The organism is Aliiglaciecola sp. 2_MG-2023 (assembly GCF_030548145.1).
Lineage (GTDB): Bacteria > Pseudomonadota > Gammaproteobacteria > Enterobacterales > Alteromonadaceae > Aliiglaciecola > Aliiglaciecola lipolytica_A.
Map to the genome: position 1 here is coordinate 22,907 of NZ_JAUORY010000011.1, position 20,064 is coordinate 42,970.

15 protein-coding genes are annotated in these 20,064 nt (G+C 41.1%); 10 read left to right on the plus strand and 5 right to left on the minus strand.

The genetic code is table 11. The features are described from left to right. Positions 1–239: 239 nt before the first annotated feature. The 7 genes from Q4567_RS12625 (at position 240) to Q4567_RS12655 (ending at position 9,144) form a co-directional block, all read left to right on the plus strand. Entirely contained in the window at positions 240–557 is a 318-nt protein-coding gene (locus Q4567_RS12625; RefSeq protein ID WP_303500581.1) for a hypothetical protein, read from the plus strand. Between the two features lie 78 nt (positions 558–635). After that, positions 636–893 carry a hypothetical protein gene (locus Q4567_RS12630; RefSeq protein ID WP_216048380.1) on the plus strand — a complete coding sequence of 86 codons (258 nt, stop codon included), beginning with the start codon at positions 636–638 and terminating at the stop codon, positions 891–893. Between the two features lie 403 nt (positions 894–1,296). Continuing rightward, positions 1,297–3,057, plus strand: a complete 1,761-nt coding sequence (locus Q4567_RS12635; RefSeq protein WP_303500583.1) for a class I SAM-dependent methyltransferase — start codon at positions 1,297–1,299, stop codon at positions 3,055–3,057. Between the two features lie 183 nt (positions 3,058–3,240). Further along, a complete protein-coding gene (locus tag Q4567_RS12640; protein WP_216048382.1) occupies positions 3,241–3,954 on the plus strand; it encodes an NYN domain-containing protein in 714 nt (237 codons plus the stop codon). 122 nt (positions 3,955–4,076) lie between these two features. Beyond that, positions 4,077–6,098 (plus strand): serine hydrolase, encoded by a 2,022-nt coding sequence (locus Q4567_RS12645; protein WP_303500584.1) that lies wholly within the window; start codon positions 4,077–4,079, stop codon positions 6,096–6,098. Positions 6,099–6,500: 402 nt separating this feature from the next. Further along, on the plus strand, positions 6,501–7,616 hold the full coding sequence (locus Q4567_RS12650; RefSeq protein ID WP_303500585.1) for a purine nucleoside permease: 1,116 nt from the start codon (positions 6,501–6,503) through the stop codon (positions 7,614–7,616). 97 nt (positions 7,617–7,713) lie between these two features. After that, positions 7,714–9,144: an adenosine deaminase gene (locus tag Q4567_RS12655; protein WP_303500586.1), complete on the plus strand. Its 1,431-nt coding sequence runs from the start codon at positions 7,714–7,716 to the stop codon at positions 9,142–9,144. A 92-nt stretch (positions 9,145–9,236) separates the two neighbouring features. On the opposite strand, the gene Q4567_RS12660 is transcribed toward Q4567_RS12655, so the two are convergent. From Q4567_RS12660 to Q4567_RS12670, 3 genes are read right to left on the minus strand one after another with little or no spacing between them, the layout of a single operon-like run. Next, complete coding sequence (locus Q4567_RS12660; RefSeq protein WP_303500587.1) at positions 9,237–9,959, minus strand: LytTR family DNA-binding domain-containing protein; 723 nt, start codon at positions 9,957–9,959, stop codon at positions 9,237–9,239. Continuing rightward, positions 9,937–10,998 carry a sensor histidine kinase gene (locus Q4567_RS12665; RefSeq protein ID WP_303500589.1) on the minus strand — a complete coding sequence of 354 codons (1,062 nt, stop codon included), beginning with the start codon at positions 10,996–10,998 and terminating at the stop codon, positions 9,937–9,939. The genes Q4567_RS12660 and Q4567_RS12665 overlap by 23 nt, the downstream gene beginning before the upstream one ends. A 1-nt stretch (position 10,999) precedes the next feature. After that, positions 11,000–12,367 (minus strand): S9 family peptidase, encoded by a 1,368-nt coding sequence (locus Q4567_RS12670; RefSeq protein ID WP_303500590.1) that lies wholly within the window; start codon positions 12,365–12,367, stop codon positions 11,000–11,002. 262 nt (positions 12,368–12,629) lie between these two features. On the opposite strand from Q4567_RS12670, the gene Q4567_RS12675 reads away from it, so the two are divergent. Further along, the gene (locus tag Q4567_RS12675) at positions 12,630–14,099 is read left to right on the plus strand and encodes a diguanylate cyclase (RefSeq protein ID WP_303500592.1); all 1,470 of its coding nucleotides are present in this window, start codon (positions 12,630–12,632) and stop codon (positions 14,097–14,099) included. Between the two features lie 102 nt (positions 14,100–14,201). Here Q4567_RS12675 and Q4567_RS12680 read toward each other — a convergent pair whose 3' ends face one another. Then, positions 14,202–14,693, minus strand: a complete 492-nt coding sequence (locus tag Q4567_RS12680; protein ID WP_216048390.1) for a YqiA/YcfP family alpha/beta fold hydrolase — start codon at positions 14,691–14,693, stop codon at positions 14,202–14,204. Between the two features lie 443 nt (positions 14,694–15,136). Here Q4567_RS12680 and Q4567_RS12685 point away from each other — a divergent pair, with 443 nt between their 5' ends. Next, complete coding sequence (locus tag Q4567_RS12685) at positions 15,137–17,080, plus strand: fibronectin type III domain-containing protein (RefSeq protein ID WP_303500594.1); 1,944 nt, start codon at positions 15,137–15,139, stop codon at positions 17,078–17,080. A gap of 212 nt (positions 17,081–17,292) precedes the next feature. Here the strand turns inward: Q4567_RS12685 and Q4567_RS12690 are convergent, their stop codons facing one another. Then, a complete protein-coding gene (locus Q4567_RS12690; protein ID WP_303500595.1) occupies positions 17,293–18,195 on the minus strand; it encodes a transglutaminase family protein in 903 nt (300 codons plus the stop codon). A 720-nt stretch (positions 18,196–18,915) separates the two neighbouring features. Between Q4567_RS12690 and Q4567_RS12695 the strand changes: the two genes are divergently transcribed. Next, the gene (locus Q4567_RS12695; RefSeq protein WP_303500596.1) at positions 18,916–20,064 is read left to right on the plus strand and encodes an acetyl-CoA C-acyltransferase; all 1,149 of its coding nucleotides are present in this window, start codon (positions 18,916–18,918) and stop codon (positions 20,062–20,064) included.

The window sequence follows — 20,064 nt, forward strand, 5'->3', positions numbered from 1 at the left end:
CAGATTTCGCAGATTCTCGGCAACGCTTCAGATGAAATGATCCTATTATGTGCAGATATTTATCGACAGGTGGGAGATTTTAGAAACTCGTTACACTTATACAAAAGATTAGACAATAAAGCTTTTAGTCAAATTGTCGAACCAGCAAAAAGTTGGTGTAAACAGCACATCACCAGCTTAATGGAAATCGGTGCCACAAAGGCGCAAATGCAGTCGTATTTTAGTAGTAGAGACTCAATATGAAAAAGCAACATCAAGAATTGCTAGTTAGTCCATCACATATAGTTTCATACGTACCATCACCATTCGCCTCATGGATGCAAAACTTGTGTGTGAATCAGCCTCAAAGCCAACCCCTTAGAAACCACGCACAACCGCCAATTACCTGTTTAGCTGAACGTAAAGTAAATACTAAAAATACGCAGCTGTTTACTAAATTAAAGCAGGTCACGGCGACGATTTTTCAGTGGCTTCTCAAGGGCAATGCGACCAATGCATTTTCTACTGAAACGCAAAGGCATGTTCTTCGAATATTTCTCTTAGATAAGAAAAGTTAGTTGAAAATACTTGGGGCAGTTAGCAGCCCCAAAACAAAACATTTTCTAATAATTGAGCACAAAAATTGAGAAGTAATCATGGACCCAAATCTTCTGTACATAACGATGCAAATAAGTCGCGAAAATTCAATTATTGAAAAAGCCGGAAAATCAGCGGACTTTACAAAACTAATTAAATTAGTCAAAGCCCATATTGTGTTAAGTGAAGAATTAAACTCCACAAGCATTTTTGCGGACAACTTGCATAACCTCGAAAAATTACAAGCAAAGTTAAACCGTTGTGAAATCACAGGTGACTTGTGCAAGGACTATCAATGCAATCAAAATATGCGATAAATAAAAAGCACGCAAACGCATACAGCCGTGCACAAATACACTTTCGGTAAAAGCGCATTATAGTAGTAGAGACGTAGTATGAAAAAACAACATCTAAAATTGCTATTTAGCCCATCACACTTAGTTCGGTACGTACAATCACCGTTCGTCTCATGGATGCAGCGCTTGTGTTTGGGAGTGCCTGAAGTTAGCTGCCGCACACGCAGCTTAAGAATAAAAATTTAAGTTTAATTTAAACGATAAAAGCTAAATGGTCGGAATTTTGTGTCAACTCTGGCAGTGTAAGGTTCTCTCAGTGAATCTCAATTTGATATCTGTAGCCCTATTATTAATATGAAGTTATGATAAAAATCTACATGTTTTTAATGTTGAATAATGAATAAATATCCCATTAAGGATTAATGTGTCTTCTGATTATTACAACAACAAAATAGAAGAAATAGCCCCTCAGTATTTGTCGCTGTCTTTCCTCGATGTGCATAACAATTGGGCGCATCATTTAACTTCATTGTTTGAGCAATCTAACGTTTCCATTTTAGATGTGGGGGCAGGGGTTGGGAGGGATGTTAGTTACATCGCGGATTTAGCTGAACAAAAATTGAAAAGTGACCAAAGTTATCAGATTTATGCTGTTGAACCTGCCTTGGAAATGTTGAAAGTAGGTAAGGTAACCACGGGAAATAAAAAGGTTCACTGGATTCAAGACGCTTTGCCTGCTCTTGATAAAACGACAAAATTAGAAGTTAACTTCGATTTGATTTTGTTAAGTGCGGTATGGATGCATGTTCCTCCAAGTCAACGGGCGAGAGCCATTCGTAAACTGGCTAATTTACTTAAACCTGGTGGAAAAATCGTTATTTCACTTAAGCTTGGAATGACCAAAGAAGAACAGCAAAGTCGTCAAATGTTCGATGTAAGTGTTGAAGAAGTCGAACATTTAGCACATAACTATGGTTTGTTTTCCAAATTCGAAGCGCAAAATGAAACCGATAAACTCGGACGAGAAGGGGTTTATTGGCAGACCTTAATTTTGCAGTTGCCAGACGATGGAACGGGCGCATTTCCTTTTATTCGCCATGTTGCTATCAATGATGGCAAATCAGCAACTCATAAACTTGCTTTACTCAGAGTGTTATTGCGAATAGCTGATGGTCACCCTGGTGCGGTCATACGAAGAGAGTCTTTAGCTAGCGGTGACAGAGTTATTTTACCCTTGGGGTTAGTTGCGTTGTATTGGATACATCAATACAAAGACTTAATTGACCATCATCAACTATTCCAAGTACCAAACGCGAAACCGAACATGGGATTTATGAAACCTGACGGTTGGCATAAATTGCGACATAGAACAGCGTCTGATTACCGCATTGGAAACATGTTTACCGGTGAAGATGCCATTGCACTGCATAAAACCCTAAGCGCCAGTGCCTCGAATATCAAAGAAATGCCTTGTCAGTACATTACTCTGCCTAATCAAAAAACACAGGTTTTTGAAGCGACAACTAAATCTATTAGGGCTAAAGATAGTATTTTCCTAGATTTACCCACATTACAAAAATGGGGCGAATTTTCATTACCTGAAACCACGTGGCTGGCGCTGTGTCGCTATGCTTGTTGGATTGAACCCGTTTTAGTTAATGAGTGGGTGAAAACGATGGCGGCGTATAAAGGCAATTCGGATTATGCCAAGCCTGAAAAACAAGTTTACCTTTATCAAGCACTCAAATGGTTGGATCCACAGCGAACGACGTCTGAAGTTCGCAGCCGTTTTGAGACATTAGCTAAGTCGCAATCAATACAATGTGTTTGGTCTTCAAAGCGTTTAAACCAAAAATATGACATTGATCACAGCATGCCTTTTGCTCGTTGGCCTAATAATGATCTTTGGAATTTAGTTCCAAGTGATTGCAAAGTGAATAATATCAAACGAGATCGATTGCCCTCTGAGCATAAATTAAAGGAAGCAAAAGAACGTATGCAAGACTGGTGGTTATCTGCTTGGTTAGAAGATGATCTTATCAATCAGAAACAACGCTTTTTTGCTGAAGCGAATATAGCATTGCCAGGGTTAACGCCACAAAATGACTCGATAGATGACTTATTTGAAGCTCTGCTGCTCCAACGATGTAGATTAAAGGATATGCAGCAACTCAATGAATGGTAATTTCAGGTATTCGCTTGTTGCATTAATTTTCACATCTTTAGTGAGTTAGAAAAAAGTCACCGTTATTTAGCTAATAACGTATCCCCACTCATACTTTCACATCTTAAAAATAATTGATTCATTGCTGTTTGCGTTCCATTATGTTTCTTACATTAAAAGGGGCTGAAAAAGGAATTTTAAAGGATGAAAGAACAGGACAAAATCGCTTTATTTATTGATGCAGACAATGCGCCTGCTGCAAAAATTGGCATAATTCTGTCAGAATTGGCGCGTTATGGTGTAGTCAATATTCGCAAAGCTTACGGCAATTGGAAAAGCCCTAATATTAAGCCATGGGAAGATGTGCTGCATGAATTCGCTATCCAACCTATCCAGCAATTTGATTTAACCAAAGGCAAAAATGCCACTGATATAGCATTGGTAATCGATGCAATGGATATTCTTTACACCAAAGATGTTGATACAATATGTCTAGTCTCATCTGATTGCGATTTTACACCTTTAGTTACCCGAGCTTTGGCTGATGGTAAATTTGTGATTGGTTTCGGAGAGCGGAAAGCACCTACTGCATTTGTGAATAGTTGTTCGAAATTTCTTTACCTCGATGAAGAACCTGTAGACGAAAAACCAATACCCCATCGAAAGCCTAGTATCAAAAGCGATACGAAATTAATGAATATGTTGCGCCAAGCAATTGAAGCCTCCGAAGATGATGATGGCTGGGCGAACTTAGGCGCGATCGGTAAACATATTGCGAACCACGCATCTTTTGATCAGCGAAATTTTGGGTTTAAAAAACTCAGTGATTTATTTGCTGCCATTGACTTATTTGAGGTGATACAAAAAAACGGTTCAGGTACTTATGTACGTGATTTACGCAAAATGAAAACACACTGATTGATGTTTGCTACTAAAAAAGTTTAGTAGCAAATACAAAAAATCAAAATTATCGCAGTTCACTTTATTAAATCTTATTGCTCGTATAGACTAATATTTAATCAAATCAAGGGACTGTTACTATGCGAAATGTATCTTTCTACCCCATTATTTTCTTTTTTGCCTTTAGTTTATCTGCCTGTGTTGCTGATACTCAAAGTGTTAAAACTTCCGAACTTTCTGAATCAGTTGATCAGGCTTTAGGAGCTGATGATTGGTTGGGGGCAACCTATGATGCTCCAGAAAGTTGGGTTGAGGATAAGGGGCCTGAGCTAATTAAATACACCGCGCCTGAAGGGGATGGGGTGATAGTTATCACTGTGGTGAAAGGTGCCGATGATGCTGCTAAGGCGGCCATGCAAGCTTGGCAAAAATTTTCTCCTGGCTTTGCCCGTGAAGTGCGTTTCATTAACGATGAAGTAGCTAACAATGGCTGGCAACAGCAAACCTTTATTGAGTATGAAAGTGCCATATCTGAAGAGCGGGGGTTTTATGCCGTTGTTTTGCGTAACGCTAACGACTGGCATGTGGTGCTGGTTGATTCTAGCTTTGCCGTGTTGGGTAAACGCGGCTCTCAGTTAAACACCTTACTACAAAGTTATACCGTGCTTGGCTATGACGGTGAGAACTTCGCTAGTGCGTCTGCCCACAAACTTGATCCACAAAAAGTAGAGGCGTTGCTGAGTTTTGTAAATGAGTCTGCCAAGAAGTTGAAAATACCCGGTGCTGGGATTGCGGTGATGCAAGATGGTAACGTGGTATATGAAGGTGGAGTAGGGGTGAAAAATATCGCCAGTGGCGAGCCTGTAGATAAAGATACTTTGTTTATGGTGGCTTCGAATACCAAAGGAATGACCACTTTATTGTTGGCTAAACTTGTTGAGATGGGCAAGCTTGATTGGGATGATAAAGTCACCGATCACTATCCTGAATTTAAACTAGGTAGCCAAGAAACCACAGATAAAGTGCTTATTCGTCACCTCGTTTGTGCGTGTACAGGTTTACCTCGTAAAGATATGACATGGGTATTTAATAGTGGTCCAGATGCGCCAGCGTTAATGGCTGTAGAAGATTTAGCCAATGTAGAGCCTACCAGTGATTTTGGCGAGTTATATCAATACAATAATCAAATGCCGGCAGTGGCCGGACTAGTAGCAGGTCATATTCTCTATCCTGAGATGGAAATAGGCGCCGCTTATGACAAAGCTATGCAAGAATTTATCTTTGATCCCTTGCAAATGAATAGCACCACTTTTTCTTTTGAAACGGCCTTAGCGGGCAATGTTGCTACACCTTATGCAATCAATTTTGAATTTGAGATTGAGGAAGTTGAACAGACTAGTGAGCATGGATTTAATCTGACGATATTGCCTTATCGTCCCTCTGGCGGGGCGTTTTCTTCCTCTTCGGATATGCTCAAGTATCTAGCCAACGAGTTGACGCTCGGTGTCAGCCCGCAAGGTAAGAGACTCTTTGCACAAACGCCCTTATTGGAAAGACGTTTACCGGGCGTGTCTTCTGGTAAAGATGAATATTACGGGATGGGGCTTTCGACCAAGAAAATCGCAGGGGTAGAGATTATTGAACATGGCGGCAGTATGGCTGGCTATAAATCGCAATTCATTGTGATACCCAGTGCCAATGTCGCCGCAGTTATTTTGACTAACTCCGATGAAGGCTATTATTTAGCTTCTGCATTTCAGCGCAAATTAATTGAGTTGCTCTATAATGCCGAGCCTAAAGCGGCTGACGAAGTGGATGTATTTGCCCTTGAACAACAAAAGATCAATGCATCGCGATTAGACGAAATTGATTTGCCTGGCGATGCTGCGATTTTAGCTAGCTTAGCCACTCACTACGAAAATGATATTTTAGGCGAAGTATCAATTTCAACGGTAGCAGGAGAAACCATCTTCGATCCTGGTGTTTGGAAAAGCGCGTTAACCACTAAAACCAGTTCAGATGGCTCAAATTCTATAGTGATGCTTAATCCAATCATGTTTGGAATGGAGTTGGTTATTGGACAAAGCGAATCCGGTAAACGAACATTAAAATTGATCGATAGTCAGCATTCTTATGTGTTTACCGAAGTGAGTGCTAAGTAAGCTATTTTCTGATTTAGTTTATCGATTGTTTGCTAGGTGGTCAGTCTGCCTAGCGAACGTCTGAATTGTTAATTTTTTATTTTTCTGCTTTTCTTTAAACTACGATTCTTTTTGGGTTTTTTAGATATCTATTGATTGCAACTCCATGCACTAATTGAATGCTTATGCACCATGATTACCGCTTATTGTTCAAATAAGTAAGTGCAAAGGAAAACTGGGTCGTATTCTCAATCTGTATTTTTAACTGTCGATTATTTTCCTTAGCCCTTTCCCATCAATGGGTATACCTAACAACACCATTTAGCAGAAACATGTTCATTCGCCATTTTTAGCTAATCGGTATAATATTTGCTGACCAATCGGTCAAGTTTTTGAGCGTAATCTATCCGGAGAAGTATAAACATGTCATTTTTGAAATACGCTAAGCCTGCAATGTTAGTGTTACTAGCGGCTAATACTGTTGCTTGCGGTAATAATGAAACCACGACCAAAATTAAGCCTGTCAGTGTGGCAGAAGCAGTGGTACAAACCCATGCAATTAAAGCAGTAGTGGTGACCATGTATGAGTCTGGCGATGCAATGGGAGATGACGCGGGGGAGCTTCAACTTTGGTTGGAGCGGGGTGACTTTTCTCAAAAATTAGACTTCCCATTAGGCGAGTACGATTTATACCTCAATAAAGATGGAGTGTTGGTTATTTGTGTTGGTGGTGGCATTCCTAATGCGACGGCGTCGATTATGGCACTGGGTTTAGATCCTCGCTTTGACCTGAGTAAAGCCTATTGGGTAGTTGCAGGTATCGCCGGTGGTGATCCAGAAGACTTGTCATTGGGTTCAGCTGCATGGGCTAAGCATGTTGTTGATGGCGATCTTATTTATCAAATTGATGCCAGAGAAATACCGGATTCTTGGCCATACGGAATTATCCCATTAGGAGCCACTGAACCTGCTGAAGAACCGGCAGACATCTCTACCGGTTGGACGCTAGATACGGTTTCCTTCGATCTAAACAGTCAATTAGCCGATTGGGCTTTTAGTCAAACAAAAGATATTCAACTCGCTGACAGTGAAGGTATAAAAGCGTTTAGAGAATTATATAAAACGATGCCAAACGCCCAAAAACCGCCTTTTGTGACCATAGGTGACACATTAAGTGCGAGTAAATATTGGCATGGTAAGCACCTAAACGAGTGGGCCAACGATTGGTTGAAGTTATACGGCGGTGATGATGCAAACTTTATGACCAGTAATATGGAAGACTCAGGGACGTTGACGTCACTTATGCGTCTGGCTCGGATTGGTAAAGTTGATCCACAAAGAGTCATGGTGTTAAGAACCGTGAGTAATTACACCATGGCACCTGCCGACAAGTTAACCAGTTGGAGTGTTACGGCTCCGTATCCCGATGGTGGTTATCCTGCTAAAAATGCAGCATATATAGTAGGTAATACAGTTATTCAGGAAATTGTGAAAAACTGGAGTACCTATGAGAGTGCATTACCTTACGATGTTAACTAATCAGATTCATTTTGTTTTGTTCAACTAGCAGGTTAATTTAGCCTGCTGACAAGCAATCAACTTTTAATTAAACCATCCCCTTTTTGGAGCCATTAACATGAAATTGGTGTGTTTAGTCTCAATCTTTTATATGAGTGTTGTGTGCAACACCTTTGCTGCAACCTTTGATAAAGAGTTTGAAGCTTTTAAAAAAACGGCCTCGGCTGATGAGCTTTATCGGTTTTTATATGCGATGCCCAAAGGGGGCGATTTACATAATCATTCCACAGGTTCGAATCGTTCACAGTGGTGGTTTGATGAAGCCATAAAGCAACAAGAAAATGGTTATATCTACTATACAAAAGTTACAATTAACAATTGCAAAGCTTATGGTTCAGATCAATTCAAAGGCTCACCTTACTTAATGCTGTTTGTTAATATTCAGCAGTTTGAATACCAAAAACTCGATAGCTGTGAGCAGTCTGAATATATACGTTTGCAAGATCTCAGCCCAGAACAAAAACAAGCTTGGATGAATAGCATTCGTTTAGATAAACCCACTGAGGGACGTGATGAGTTTTTTGAAACCCATTGGGCGCGACTTAATTCGTTGATGTTCAACCCCTATATGCAAGCTAATTTAATTGTCAAAAACATGCAAGCCTTTGGCGCTGAAGGTTTATCTTATTTAGAAACCGATGCTGGAGTGCGTGGTTTTGTGCATCCAGATGGCAGCAGTTTTGGGCATGAAGAAGTGTATCAAATATACCTAAAGCGCTTTGCGCAAAAAGATGCCATCGACACTGGTGTCACGGTTCGACTTCAATACGCGTTATTGCGGTTTTCTTCGCAGGCCTTAGACGGACTAGAGTGGATGTATAAGTTTGTGTCTGAACATCCAGAGCTTTATGTCGCCGTTGATATGGTTGGCCGTGAAGACAACGACAAAGGCCATCCGTTGCGCTTTTTACCCACGTTACGGAAACTCAGACATCAGTATCACGGCGTTAACTTATCCATTCATGCTGGTGAAACTGATGAGCCTAATCAGCATATTCGCGATACCCTGTTACTAGGTGCCACTCGCATCGGTCATGGATTTAATTTAATCGACGATGCCGATACCTTATTGTTGATGCGCTACAACCAATACCTGATTGAAATTAACCTCATCAGTAATCTTTTATTGGAATATGTAGATGATTATTCACAGCATCCGTTTCCTGAATATTTACGCTTAGGAGTGCCGGTAGCATTATCCACGGATGACCGAGGCATGTGGGACTCAAACATGACCGATGAGTATTATACTGCAGTGACAAACTTTAATATGTCGTGGTCGGAATTAGTTAAAACAGGCGCAAACTCTCTGGCATTTTCGTTTGTCGACGAGCAAACGAAACAACAACTTTTAGACGATTACTACCAACGTATCACTGAATTTGAAAAAGTCTTTATAGCCAAAAAGATGGCCGCGCTTAGTCAGGTAAAACCGGTTAGTTATTCCTACGCGTGTAAGGTATTTAAAGTCTGTAGTTCTTCATCTTAAAAGCACGGCTACATCTTATACGCGCAGCTTAGCCTAAGCTTAATCGAGCCGCAGTTTTCATTCTTAGATTTCCCGCGGCTGGGGCTGGTATCTTATAACCTAAACAATCCTCTGAACTCGACACTCTGGCGGCGCGATACCGTGACCTTAGTACCGTTTTTTAAGGTTAATTCTAAACTCTCATTCAGCAGTGGTGAAACCTGATCAATTTCGTTTAGATTTACCAACTGCTGCCGATTTGCTCTGAAGAATAAACCAGGTTGCAAGCGCGCTTGAATTTTACTCAGGGCTTTGTAAATCATCGGTCTATTGCGGTCAAAGTAAAGACGGCTATAGTTGCCCACAGATTCAATTAGATGCACATCCGCTATTTTCACTAACCAGCATTGTTCGCCATCTTTTACAAAAAACTGGCTATCAGCTGTAAGCAAGTCTGCTTTATCGGAGGACGGGCTATGGGGGCGGAGTTTATCCCTTACTTTTTCCAACGCTTGGTTGAGACGTTGTGCAGTGACCGGCTTCAAAATATAGTCTAAGGCGTTAAAGTCAAATGACTTAATGGCATATTGATCATAAGCCGTGGTGAAGATTACTTGGGGAACAGAGTCTAGTTCAGTGAGCAGATCAAAGCCGTCTTTTTCTGGCATATTAATATCCAGCAATATCAAATCTGGATTGGTCTCATCAATTAGATCAAGAGCCTCGTCAACATCTTGGGCTTCGCCCACCACCTCTACATCATTAACCTGTTCTAACAAGTTAATTAGCTCTAATCGTGCTAGTCGCGAATCATCAACTATTACTGCGCGTATCATCGCTGGTACTCCATGGAAGTAGTATATTGACCACAACCTGTTCATCTTGTTCGGTCATGGTAATAGTCGCGTTGTCGGCATAAAGCAGAGCCAAACGCTGTTGGATATTGTTTAAACCCATACCCGTGCTGTCTTGCGCACTTTTTTGGATCTTACCGCTGTTGCGTACTTGCAAAAATAAACTGTGTTCTTGGCGTTTTGCCACTAGACATAATTGGCCACCTTGTTTTTTGTTAGCAATGCCGTACTTAATCGCATTTTCAACTAACAATTGCAGCATCATGCGAGGAATAAATACCTCTCGGGTATCCCTTTGAATATCGAACTCGGTTTGCAAACGGCCTTCAAGTTGAATGTCCATTAAGGCTAAATAGTCTTCAATCATGGTTAATTCGTCGGCCAAGGTAACCAAGTGATTGTTATTGGAATTGAGTGTGTAGCGATACATATCAGCTAAGTGACTTAGCATGTCTCTGGCTCTGTTGGCATCTTCCAAAATCAGGGCGCGAATATTGTTAATGGTGTTGAACATGAAGTGGGGGTTTAGTTGGTTAATTAACGCCTCTAAACTGACTTGTTTGAGGGTATCATCGAGTTGTTGTTTCTCTGCCTTGATTTGTTCAAATCTATGATAGCGCTTAATGGCAAAGTAAAGTGCTGACCAAATCAACATCACTAAACTCAAGTTAATGATATTTGAGACAAATTGCATCAAGGTGAACAGCGTAGGGGTGTTATACAATGCCTCAGCAAAGGGTTCAAAAATGATAAACACGAGTAAGGTAATGCATATGCCCGCGATGATACTAGCGCCAAACGCAGTTAAGGTTAACATCGGTGGTGGCAACGATAGTACTTTAGACAAGTGATAAAAACGTCGTAAGACCGATGAAACGAACAAACCAACAAGCACTAATACGCTAGTGGAGATGAACTCTGCCCAAGAACCGCCTTGCAACAAGGCTCGGCTAAAAAAGTTGATTGCGCCAAACAGCAACCAACCTATTAATTGAAGTAATATAAACGAACGTGACATCATATTAAATTCTAGCGTTAATCCATTCAGCCATTAAAACAAGCACATGGGTATCCATAGTTTGTTCGATACTAGCATACTCGTTAGGTAATCCTGTGTCTGCATTTTGAAATAAGTGATTTAGATTGGGCAGCGATTTAATCGTGAAATCTGCATGATTGTTCGCTGTTAATAGGGTGTTTAGCGCTGCTAAATTGGTCTGAGCTGCTACTTGCAAATCTTTAGCGCCGTTGATGGCTAGAATAGGGCAGCTAACCTTATCTAAATATTGTTTAGGTTGGTAGCCTAGAAAAAAGCGCATCCACGGTGAACCAAGTTGCTGAGCTTTGCCCGTTGCAGCGGCTTCAGTTGCACCTTTTTGAATGAAATAGTCATGAATCTCCTCGCTGCTCATGCCGTTAACAATGCGTTTATAAAGCTGTGTATCTTGTTGACGTTGTGCTTTTAGGGCAGCTTCTTCCACGCCCATTAACTTTTGGATATCAAACGATTGTTGGGTGACTAAACTCACGCCATCAACCCCTAAGCCAGCCATCATCACCACAAAGGCAATGTCTTGGTTTTTACTGGCAAGCATGGGCGCAATCATTCCACCTTCACTGTGACCAATAAGGCCGATTTTATGTTGTTTTATATCAGAGCGCGCAGCTAAAAATTCAAATGCGGCTTGCACATCTTCGACGAAATCTTCGCTGGTGGCGGTGGCAAAATCACCACCAGACTGGGCGGTTCCTCGGTCATCAAAGCGTAAAACTGCCAAGCCTTGAGTGGTTAAATAGTCTGCAATTACTGCAAAGGGCTTGTGTCCAAACAGCGTTTCATCACGGTCTTGTGGACCTGATCCTGAAATTAAAATGACTGCGGCAAAATCGCCTTCACCTTTAGGTTTAGTCAAGGTACCGGCCAAGTTGATATTTGCTTTGCTATTCTTAAATACAACGTCCTCAATCACATAATCAAAGGGAGCCTCTGGGGTTTGTGGACGCTCTGGCGCTTTTACTATTTCAATGCTGCGGTTGAGCACCAGTGGCAGTTTTGCACTACCTTGAGTAAAGGTGCCGGTTATGGTGTCTGGATTGCTGAAGCTTCCTGTAAAGCGCATGCCAATCGCATTTACTTTAAAGCTGACTTCTGGCAGCGCTACTACCACTTCGTTGATGGGGATGCCAGTTGCACCTTGTGCTGGGCTATCTAAGGTTGCGGTGATTTGGTCACTTTCTTGAGAAAAATGCACGATCATCGGCAAACTGGTGTTTTCATTCACCTTTAACTCACCTTGCCAACTGCCAATCACATTTGCCAAAGCGCTAAACGCGGGTAGCAAGCCCCAAAAAATAATGATGAAAGAGATTAACGGTTTTGTTTTGAACATTTTTTATTTCCTCTAGTTAGTTAGTGACACAAAGCTTAACTATCTGGATTGCTCATTTGTGGATTATATGACTAACGGTAAATGGCGAGGATGACTGGTAAAAAAGCATGTTTAGCAAATCTAATATGCTTTCAGAGTATATTAACCACTAACGGGTTTGCTATGATACAGGTTATCAAGATGCTGATATCTTTTTCATGCATTCAATATGGACTTATCAAAGTACAAGGATTAAGAGTGACTTTAAGGAAGATAGCAGTAGATGCAAACCGGTAATTTATCATCGCAAGTTGATGAACTGAGTATTAAACAAAAAGGCCTACATTTTTTACAAAACTCAGCTGGCGCGAGAGCCGCTTTACTGCTGATTAGTTGGGTTTTGGTTTGGTTCAGTGGCGCTTTGGTTGAATTTTCTCACCATGCCAGTGTTTGGTTTCCGCCAGCGGGGTTGACCTTTGCTGTGTTTTTTGTGGTGGGCGCTCGTGCTATCCCAATCGTCATGTTGGCGGCGATTTTGGTCACTTTGTTTACTAACAAAGACTACCAAATTGAACTGCAAAGCGTCGAAGCCATAGAAGGGGGCGTGCTGTTTGGCGTTGCCCATATCCTTCCATATTATGCCGCTAGTCAATTATTGCGTTGGTTAACGCAAACAAAGCAACTTACCTTACCACTATCTATTATCAGCTTTTTGCTAATTGCTGCGGTTGCATCATTAATCGCGACTTTTTTAGTTTTAAATTCGCTGGTCTTCTCCGATATGATGCAATTGCAAGAGATTATGTCTACTTGGTTACCGTTTTGGATAGGGGATATGGCTGGTATTGTTGTGCTCAGCCCATTATTTTTTAGCATCATGCATGTTATTTATCCGAAAAAATTCTTTATGTTACTTGAGCATATTGAAGGCCAGTTAAGCACCTCAACCCCGCAGTATAAGTACAAGTTGTTGGTTTCAATAGCATTAATTGTAATAGCTATGTTGCTGGCCAAATTCACTCAATCTATGGATAGCTCGTTTGCAATCTTCTTCTTGGTCATACCGCATATGTGGATTGCCTGCACTGAAAATGCCTTTTTCAATATTTTGAGTTTGGCCGTGAGTAGTTTGCTGGTGGTATTTTTAGTCGATGCGTTAGAGCTGATGGAGTTTGTTATGGTCTATCAATATGCGATTAACGTGGTAGCGACTAATGCGATGTTTGCCATTGCTGTGCCTGCATTAACTGCACACAATCACCAACTTAAAAGCAAAGTTTTTACCGATAATTTGACCCAAACGGCATCCAGAGAATACCTAATACAGCGCGCTATTTCTGAATTACGTCATGCTCAATGGGAAAACAAAGATTTATGTTTGTTGGTTTATGATATTGATCACTTTAAAAAGATAAACGACTCCCACGGCCATAATGCGGGAGACAAGGCTTTAAAAATACTCAGTGAAAGCGTTAAACAATTATTACGTCCAAATGACTTATTGGGGCGCTTTGGTGGCGATGAATTTATTGTTCTGCTGCCTGATACCAATCAGCAAACGGCAATGATGGTTGGAAATCGTTTATTGGCGCATATCAATGGTATGCAATTGAATGATGGTGAACCTCTTTCTATCAGCATCGGGATAACCGAAATGCAAGCTGATGATGATTTTGAAAGCCTCTTCAAACGTGCAGATAGTGCTTTGTATGAGGCCAAACGTTCTGGAAGAAATTGTATTTATCAACATTAGCCAAAGCCCGGTTGAGTTCAGTTTATTCAACTGCACACCGCTGCTTTACTTAAGTCGTACATAAACCTCTGCTTAATTTAGATGACGCTTTGTTGGTATTTATCAAAAGCGCTTCAAAAAGTCAGTGAATAACCTTGTAACTTGATCCATTGACGAGTTAAGTCGGTGGTCTCCAGTAATCAAATGTAATTCACAACCAGATTGGGCAGCGTATTTTTCTGAGTGTTGATAGGGTATTACCTCATCTTCTTTACCATGCACGATGCAAATCGGTTGCTTGCCTGATGAGTAACTTTGTTTGTCATAACCTGGCATGAATAGGGCCGGTGCTAATAAGAATACACCTGCGCATGGATGACGCTCGCAGGCTACCAATGAAACATAGCCGCCCATTGATGAACCCACCAGTAATACGGGCTCAGTAACCTCGGCTAAACGTCCAATTAACTTTTCTACCCGTGCATCTGGATTGGCAATGGCTGAATAATCGAGGCTATCTACCTGATGACCATGGTGTTGCGCAATCTTTGCCAAGGTAGTTATTTTAGAGCCCCAAGGACCACTTTCTTTTCCGTGAGAGAAAATCACCTGCATAATTTTTCCATTAGTAAATTGTCATTTTATTGTTTAAGGCAGTGTATCAAATTGCCCGTGGTTTGCTGTTGAATACAAATGATTTTTTAGCTGATTTATAAAGTACTTGGAGCAACAACGATGTGCGAAAAATGAGTGAAAGTAGACTCATTGAAAAAATATAAATCTTTTATCTTTCATAAATCTGTCATTAATCCTGTTGTTTTATGAAGCTTTTATCACATTTTTTTTATGTAATAGAACTGTCTTTTTTATCTGCTAGTTTTTTTCTGCACTATTTATTCCTCAAAAAATATTCACGTGAAATGCAATATTTCTCGGGTTTTTTGTGCTGATTTTTAGTGGTTTGTCTTGGCTTTCTCAAAGTTAAAAAAGTACCGATTAGGCGCGTTTTACTTTGTGTGGAATTGAAAAATCAACTCATATTTGATGGGAAAATTATAATGAAAACTAAGTTTGCGAACGCTCGTTCGTTAGGTTTGCTGTGTCTTGTTGCCACACTTGCTGCCTGTGACGACGATAAAATTGTAGAAATTGAAGTGCCTGTAGAAGTGCCAGTTGAAATACCTGTGATGGTTAACGCAGAGCATGCAATGTTAACCGACCCATTCTTACAATTACCTACTGAGAGTTCCGTCAGTGTGGTGTGGTTTACCAATTTCGAAGGTACTGAGCATACTTTGCAATACGGTGAAACAACCACCACTAATGTTGTTACAACCTCATTAACTCGTATGATGGAAGATGCGTCATCTCAACAATTTGGTAAAACCTATGATGCAGTGAGTTATCGCTCTGTGTTTCGTCACGAGGCGGTGGCAGAGGGCTTAACGCAAGGTGAGCGTGTAGAATATTCAGTTTCCAGTAAAGATGAAGATGGGTTTGTATTTGCCAGCGATACTTTCACTTTAGCGCCAGCTCCTGCTAAAGATGCTCCTTTGAAGATATTACTTACATCAGATTTACAGTCGAAAAAGAATGTTGTCGCTAACTATCAAAAAGTAGTCGAAACCGTCGGTGTCCCTGATGCAGTATTGTTTGCTGGTGACTTTGTTAATGTACCGGATCGTGCATCTGAATGGTTTGATCAGGCAAAAGATAATGCGCCAGGTTTTTTCCCTGCACTACAAGGACATTATCAAAAGTATCTACCGGGATTCCCATACAATGGTGGAGAAATACTGCAACATTCACCTCTATTTGGGACCATTGGTAATCATGAAGTGATGGGGCGTTATCGTCCTACTGAAGATGATTACTCCCTTAATGGTGGCTTTAATGATCCGCAACCAGCTTGGTATGCGGAAGCCGCTTATGAGCAAGTAAAAGCCGACGTAAACCCGACTGATGATGCTCAGATTAAAGCCCAATGGATTGCTGATCAATCACATAATCAAAACAGCTTCTTAGATATTTTCTCTTTCCCTGATGATGGCCAAGGTGGTGAAGAATATTATGCAACTGTATTTGGTGATGTGTTTATTATTTCAATGAACGTGTCGAGAATCTGGCGTTCGTGGAGTGTCTCTGGTGCTAGCAAGTCTAAATTTGTGGAAAGCTTAAGCACCTTAGAAGATCCTTCACAATGGGGATTTGGTGAGTTTTTGTTTGAACGTTTTGACAAAGATTCCGAGCAGTACGCATGGTTAGAATCGGTTATGCAAACTGATGCTTTCAAAAATGCCAAATATAAAGTGGTAATGGCTCACCAAGGGGTATTTGGCTTAGGTGATAATACCGTGCCGGTGTTGTCACAACCTGTTATGCAACTTGTTGAAACGGATGCGCAAGGACTTGAAACTATCACTGAGTTCACCTTTCCGTTGAGCACCGAGACTTGGACCAATGACGTTGAACCAATGCTCAGTAATATCACTGAAGTGCGTTATCAATATCCGTTAGCTCAAGACGTATGGCTCAACGATATTGAACCACTACTGTTGGAAAATGGGGTGGATTTGGTGCACATAGGGCACTCGCATTTGTGGAATAGAGCGCAAGTGGAAGACCTCCATTATTTAGAAAGCTCAAATGTGGGCAATTCTTACGGTGCTTATTATGTTGATAGCAGCGGTGTGTATACCAATGATGTGCGCTCTAGTTATGCCGACTTTTGGGCCGATGTGAATTCGGAAAATCCACGCTGGGCAATTGAAGATTATCCACCAAATGGCGATCCACAAGGCCGCGCAATGAGTTTTCCAACGGTGTTTAGCCCGATGAGTTTAGAAAATGACGCTTATCCAAACTTACCTTTTGTAACCAGTAATACCTTGTCAGTATTTTCTATCTTAGATACTGGAACGGGCACAGTACAAAGTTATGTGTTTGATCCGACTAATCTTAATTCTGAAGTGCAGTTATTTGATGAGTTTTCAATAGAGTAATTGCTGAAATTCTATATTGGCTAATAGTTGCGGCTAATATTCGCGGTTAATAGCGCATAGTGCGCTATTAGCCGATTTTTTAATGGTTTTACCTTTCGCTAAAGTTAACCGTTTGGGTGCTTTAACCTGGTTTGTACTGGCGGTGCAAATTTAGCGAAACGCAATATTCAGCTGTGAGCGTTAGTTTAAATCACGCCGCTAGCGTATTCACTTCATTTATCTGTGGCAACATCTAACTGTTGTATATGCAATTGAATCTCTATATCCGAATCTGTGGCATCTTTAGAAAAGTAGTGCCCTTGAATAGGATCAATCACTTCGGGACTATGGCTCACCGCGGTGGGAATAAAAAAACTGTTAGCCAATATACCGTTAGTGGGATCAAATCCCTTCCAGCCAGCCCCCGGTAAATAAACCTCAGCCCAAGCGTGCATAGAACCAACCGCCCGATTGAAAGTATACTCAGCACCATTTTCGGCCGGAGGATCATACAAATAACCACTAACAAATCGAGCGGCTAGACCAAGTTGACGAACCACAGAGATAAACAAAACGGCCATATCTCGACAGGAGCCTGAGCCTAACGAAAGAGTGTCATTTGGCAGCTGTATGCCTTCTTCATCTCTGCGTATATAACGAATGTCTCGACGAATCGCTTGGTTTATATCCATTAAAAATTGAATAATATCCGGATGTTTCGAAGGCGAGGGAACCGCTTGCTGATACCAATCGAGAACTTGCGATTGGTTCTGTTGTTGCGGATCTAGAATATAGGGAGTGAGCGCTTTTACGTCAGCACCACGATATTCAAATGGATATTCAAGGGCGTAAGATTCAAGTAAAAAGTCGTAGGGGTTGTCATCATCAATCTCAACATCGATTACCGTCAAAAATTCCAAAATTTCTGACTCTGTCAGTCCGAAGTTACATTTGAGTAATGAGTTACCTTCAACATCGCGCACAAAACTTTGTTGTGAAGGGGGAATGGTCTCAACATCAAAACGATGGACACGTCTTAAGTGACCTTCGATTGGACGCAGATATAAACTATGTCCTGAAAAACTAACAGGCCCAGTGTAAGTATGACGGGTTAAATGTTCGATGCGTAATTTCATAAAATTAACAATGCCATGCTTAACTATTCAAGTTAGTTGAGGTTATACGCTATATAGTGGCTATGCAATCAACCTAGCTACTTGTTGGGCAACTTTTTACTGGTTCAATTATGATTAACACACTTTCCATGGGTAAATATCACCCCAAAGAATAATAGTCGCTAGTATGGCTTTAAACTCAAATTCGAGCTTTAATTTAAGGCAACCCCACCGTCATTTTTTGTAACTTATCATCATCAGCGAGAAACTGATTATTGAGTAGAATGGATAGCTATTTAAGTGACTGTTTACTTGTCATTAACTTGCAACTTAAAACTCAGTAATGTTTTTTCTACTCCGGTTGATTTGCTCTCCAGTTACGTAAAATACCATTATCATCATCAAAAGATGCAGTAATCGTTATCAATAGAACTGCACCAATAATTTCTGAATAATGCCAAATAAAACCTTTTTAAACCTCCAATTTATGGGCTTGTTTGGTATCTGCAATAATCGCAATTTAAGATCTATTAAGATCGATTTTGTATTTTAAACGCCCCGAATTATCAATTTTATTTGTCGTTATTGTTAGATTAAGAATATCAGGAATACAATTTATTAACATATAAGCTTGCGTAATCATACTTACGTGTGTGATGATGGTCTTATAATAAAAGTAAGGCGAGTTACACCGCGTTTAGCTAAGTATCCGATTATGTCGGAGAAGCAGGAGATAATAAAATGGCTTATATTTTTGATGCGGTACGAACTCCGCGGGGCAAGGGGAAAGAGGGCGGTGCGCTCGCTGCAATGAAGCCTGACGAGTTGGTGTCTAAGCTCATTGGAGCGTTACAACAACGTAGCAATTATGAAATGAAACCAGATGCTTTGATATTAGGCGCTGTAGGTCAAGTTGGTTCTCAAGGTGGCAATATTGCCTTGGTTTCAAAATTTAGAGCGAAATTACCGGATTCTACAACGGCTTTTTCACTCAACAATTTTTGTGTATCTGGACTTACTGCTATCTCCCAAGCAGCCGCAATGATTGAGGCTGGACAAGGAGAAATTGCCCTCGCCGGAGGCGTTGAGATGATGTCTAGTGTGCCATTTATGGCAGATAACGCAGATTTTTACACGGACAGAACATTACCCGTTCGTAGTCGTTATTTATTGGTTGCTCTAGCCGCTGATCGCTTGGCTGAAGACCAGGGTATTAGTAGACAAGAACTTGACCAAGCTGCGTTATCTTCTCAGCAATTAACTCAGGCTGGTGAAGGGACGGGCCTAGTTGCATCACGAATTGCTGTAAACGGTTTAGACCGTGAAGAGTGTCTGCATGTTGGTAGCATAGAGTCGTTAGCATCGCTCAAGCCTGCGTTTGGCGGCGCGGCTAAATACTACAAAGACATCCTTGGTCGAGAAATTGACCATCGCCACACTATCGCCCATGCACCACCCATTTCAGATGGCGCTGGTTTGGCGTTAATTGGCGCAAAAGATGCCATTGATGCCAAACCTCGGGCACGAATAGTGGCCTGTGCTGAAGTCGGTGGTGATCCTGCTGAGTCTTTAACTGCCGGTATTGCAGCGATGGAAAAGGTATTTGAGCGCTCTGGTTTGTCATTGGCAGACATGGACAGGATTGAATACATGGAAGCGTTTGCGGTAAGTATTGTCAAATTTATCCGTGATTTTGATGTTTCGCCCGAAAAAGTTAACGTTGCGGGGGGACATTTAGCCAAAGGCCATCCTTTAGGCGCATCAGGTGCAATATTGTTATCAACCTTATTGGATACCTTAGACGTTGCCAACGGACGTTATGGTCTTGTGGTCGCAGCGGGAGCCTCGGGTATAGGCAGTGCCATGATAGTTGAGAGATTAGGGGAATAG

What these genes read in the sequence shown, in the direction of transcription:
- Q4567_RS12625 (WP_303500581.1), top strand. Translation starts at nt 240, where the DNA reads ATGAAAAAGCAACATCAAGAATTGCTAGTTAGTCCATCACATATAGTT.
- Q4567_RS12630 (WP_216048380.1), top strand. Translation starts at nt 636, where the DNA reads ATGGACCCAAATCTTCTGTACATAACGATGCAAATAAGTCGCGAAAAT.
- Q4567_RS12640 (WP_216048382.1), top strand. Translation starts at nt 3,241, where the DNA reads ATGAAAGAACAGGACAAAATCGCTTTATTTATTGATGCAGACAATGCG.
- Q4567_RS12645 (WP_303500584.1), top strand. Translation starts at nt 4,077, where the DNA reads ATGCGAAATGTATCTTTCTACCCCATTATTTTCTTTTTTGCCTTTAGT.
- Q4567_RS12650 (WP_303500585.1), top strand. Translation starts at nt 6,501, where the DNA reads ATGTCATTTTTGAAATACGCTAAGCCTGCAATGTTAGTGTTACTAGCG.
- Q4567_RS12655 (WP_303500586.1), top strand. Translation starts at nt 7,714, where the DNA reads ATGAAATTGGTGTGTTTAGTCTCAATCTTTTATATGAGTGTTGTGTGC.
- Q4567_RS12660 (WP_303500587.1), bottom strand. Translation starts at nt 9,959, where the DNA reads ATGATACGCGCAGTAATAGTTGATGATTCGCGACTAGCACGATTAGAG.
- Q4567_RS12665 (WP_303500589.1), bottom strand. Translation starts at nt 10,998, where the DNA reads ATGATGTCACGTTCGTTTATATTACTTCAATTAATAGGTTGGTTGCTG.
- Q4567_RS12670 (WP_303500590.1), bottom strand. Translation starts at nt 12,367, where the DNA reads ATGTTCAAAACAAAACCGTTAATCTCTTTCATCATTATTTTTTGGGGC.
- Q4567_RS12675 (WP_303500592.1), top strand. Translation starts at nt 12,630, where the DNA reads ATGCAAACCGGTAATTTATCATCGCAAGTTGATGAACTGAGTATTAAA.
- Q4567_RS12680 (WP_216048390.1), bottom strand. Translation starts at nt 14,693, where the DNA reads ATGCAGGTGATTTTCTCTCACGGAAAAGAAAGTGGTCCTTGGGGCTCT.
- Q4567_RS12685 (WP_303500594.1), top strand. Translation starts at nt 15,137, where the DNA reads ATGAAAACTAAGTTTGCGAACGCTCGTTCGTTAGGTTTGCTGTGTCTT.
- Q4567_RS12690 (WP_303500595.1), bottom strand. Translation starts at nt 18,195, where the DNA reads ATGAAATTACGCATCGAACATTTAACCCGTCATACTTACACTGGGCCT.
- Q4567_RS12695 (WP_303500596.1), top strand. Translation starts at nt 18,916, where the DNA reads ATGGCTTATATTTTTGATGCGGTACGAACTCCGCGGGGCAAGGGGAAA.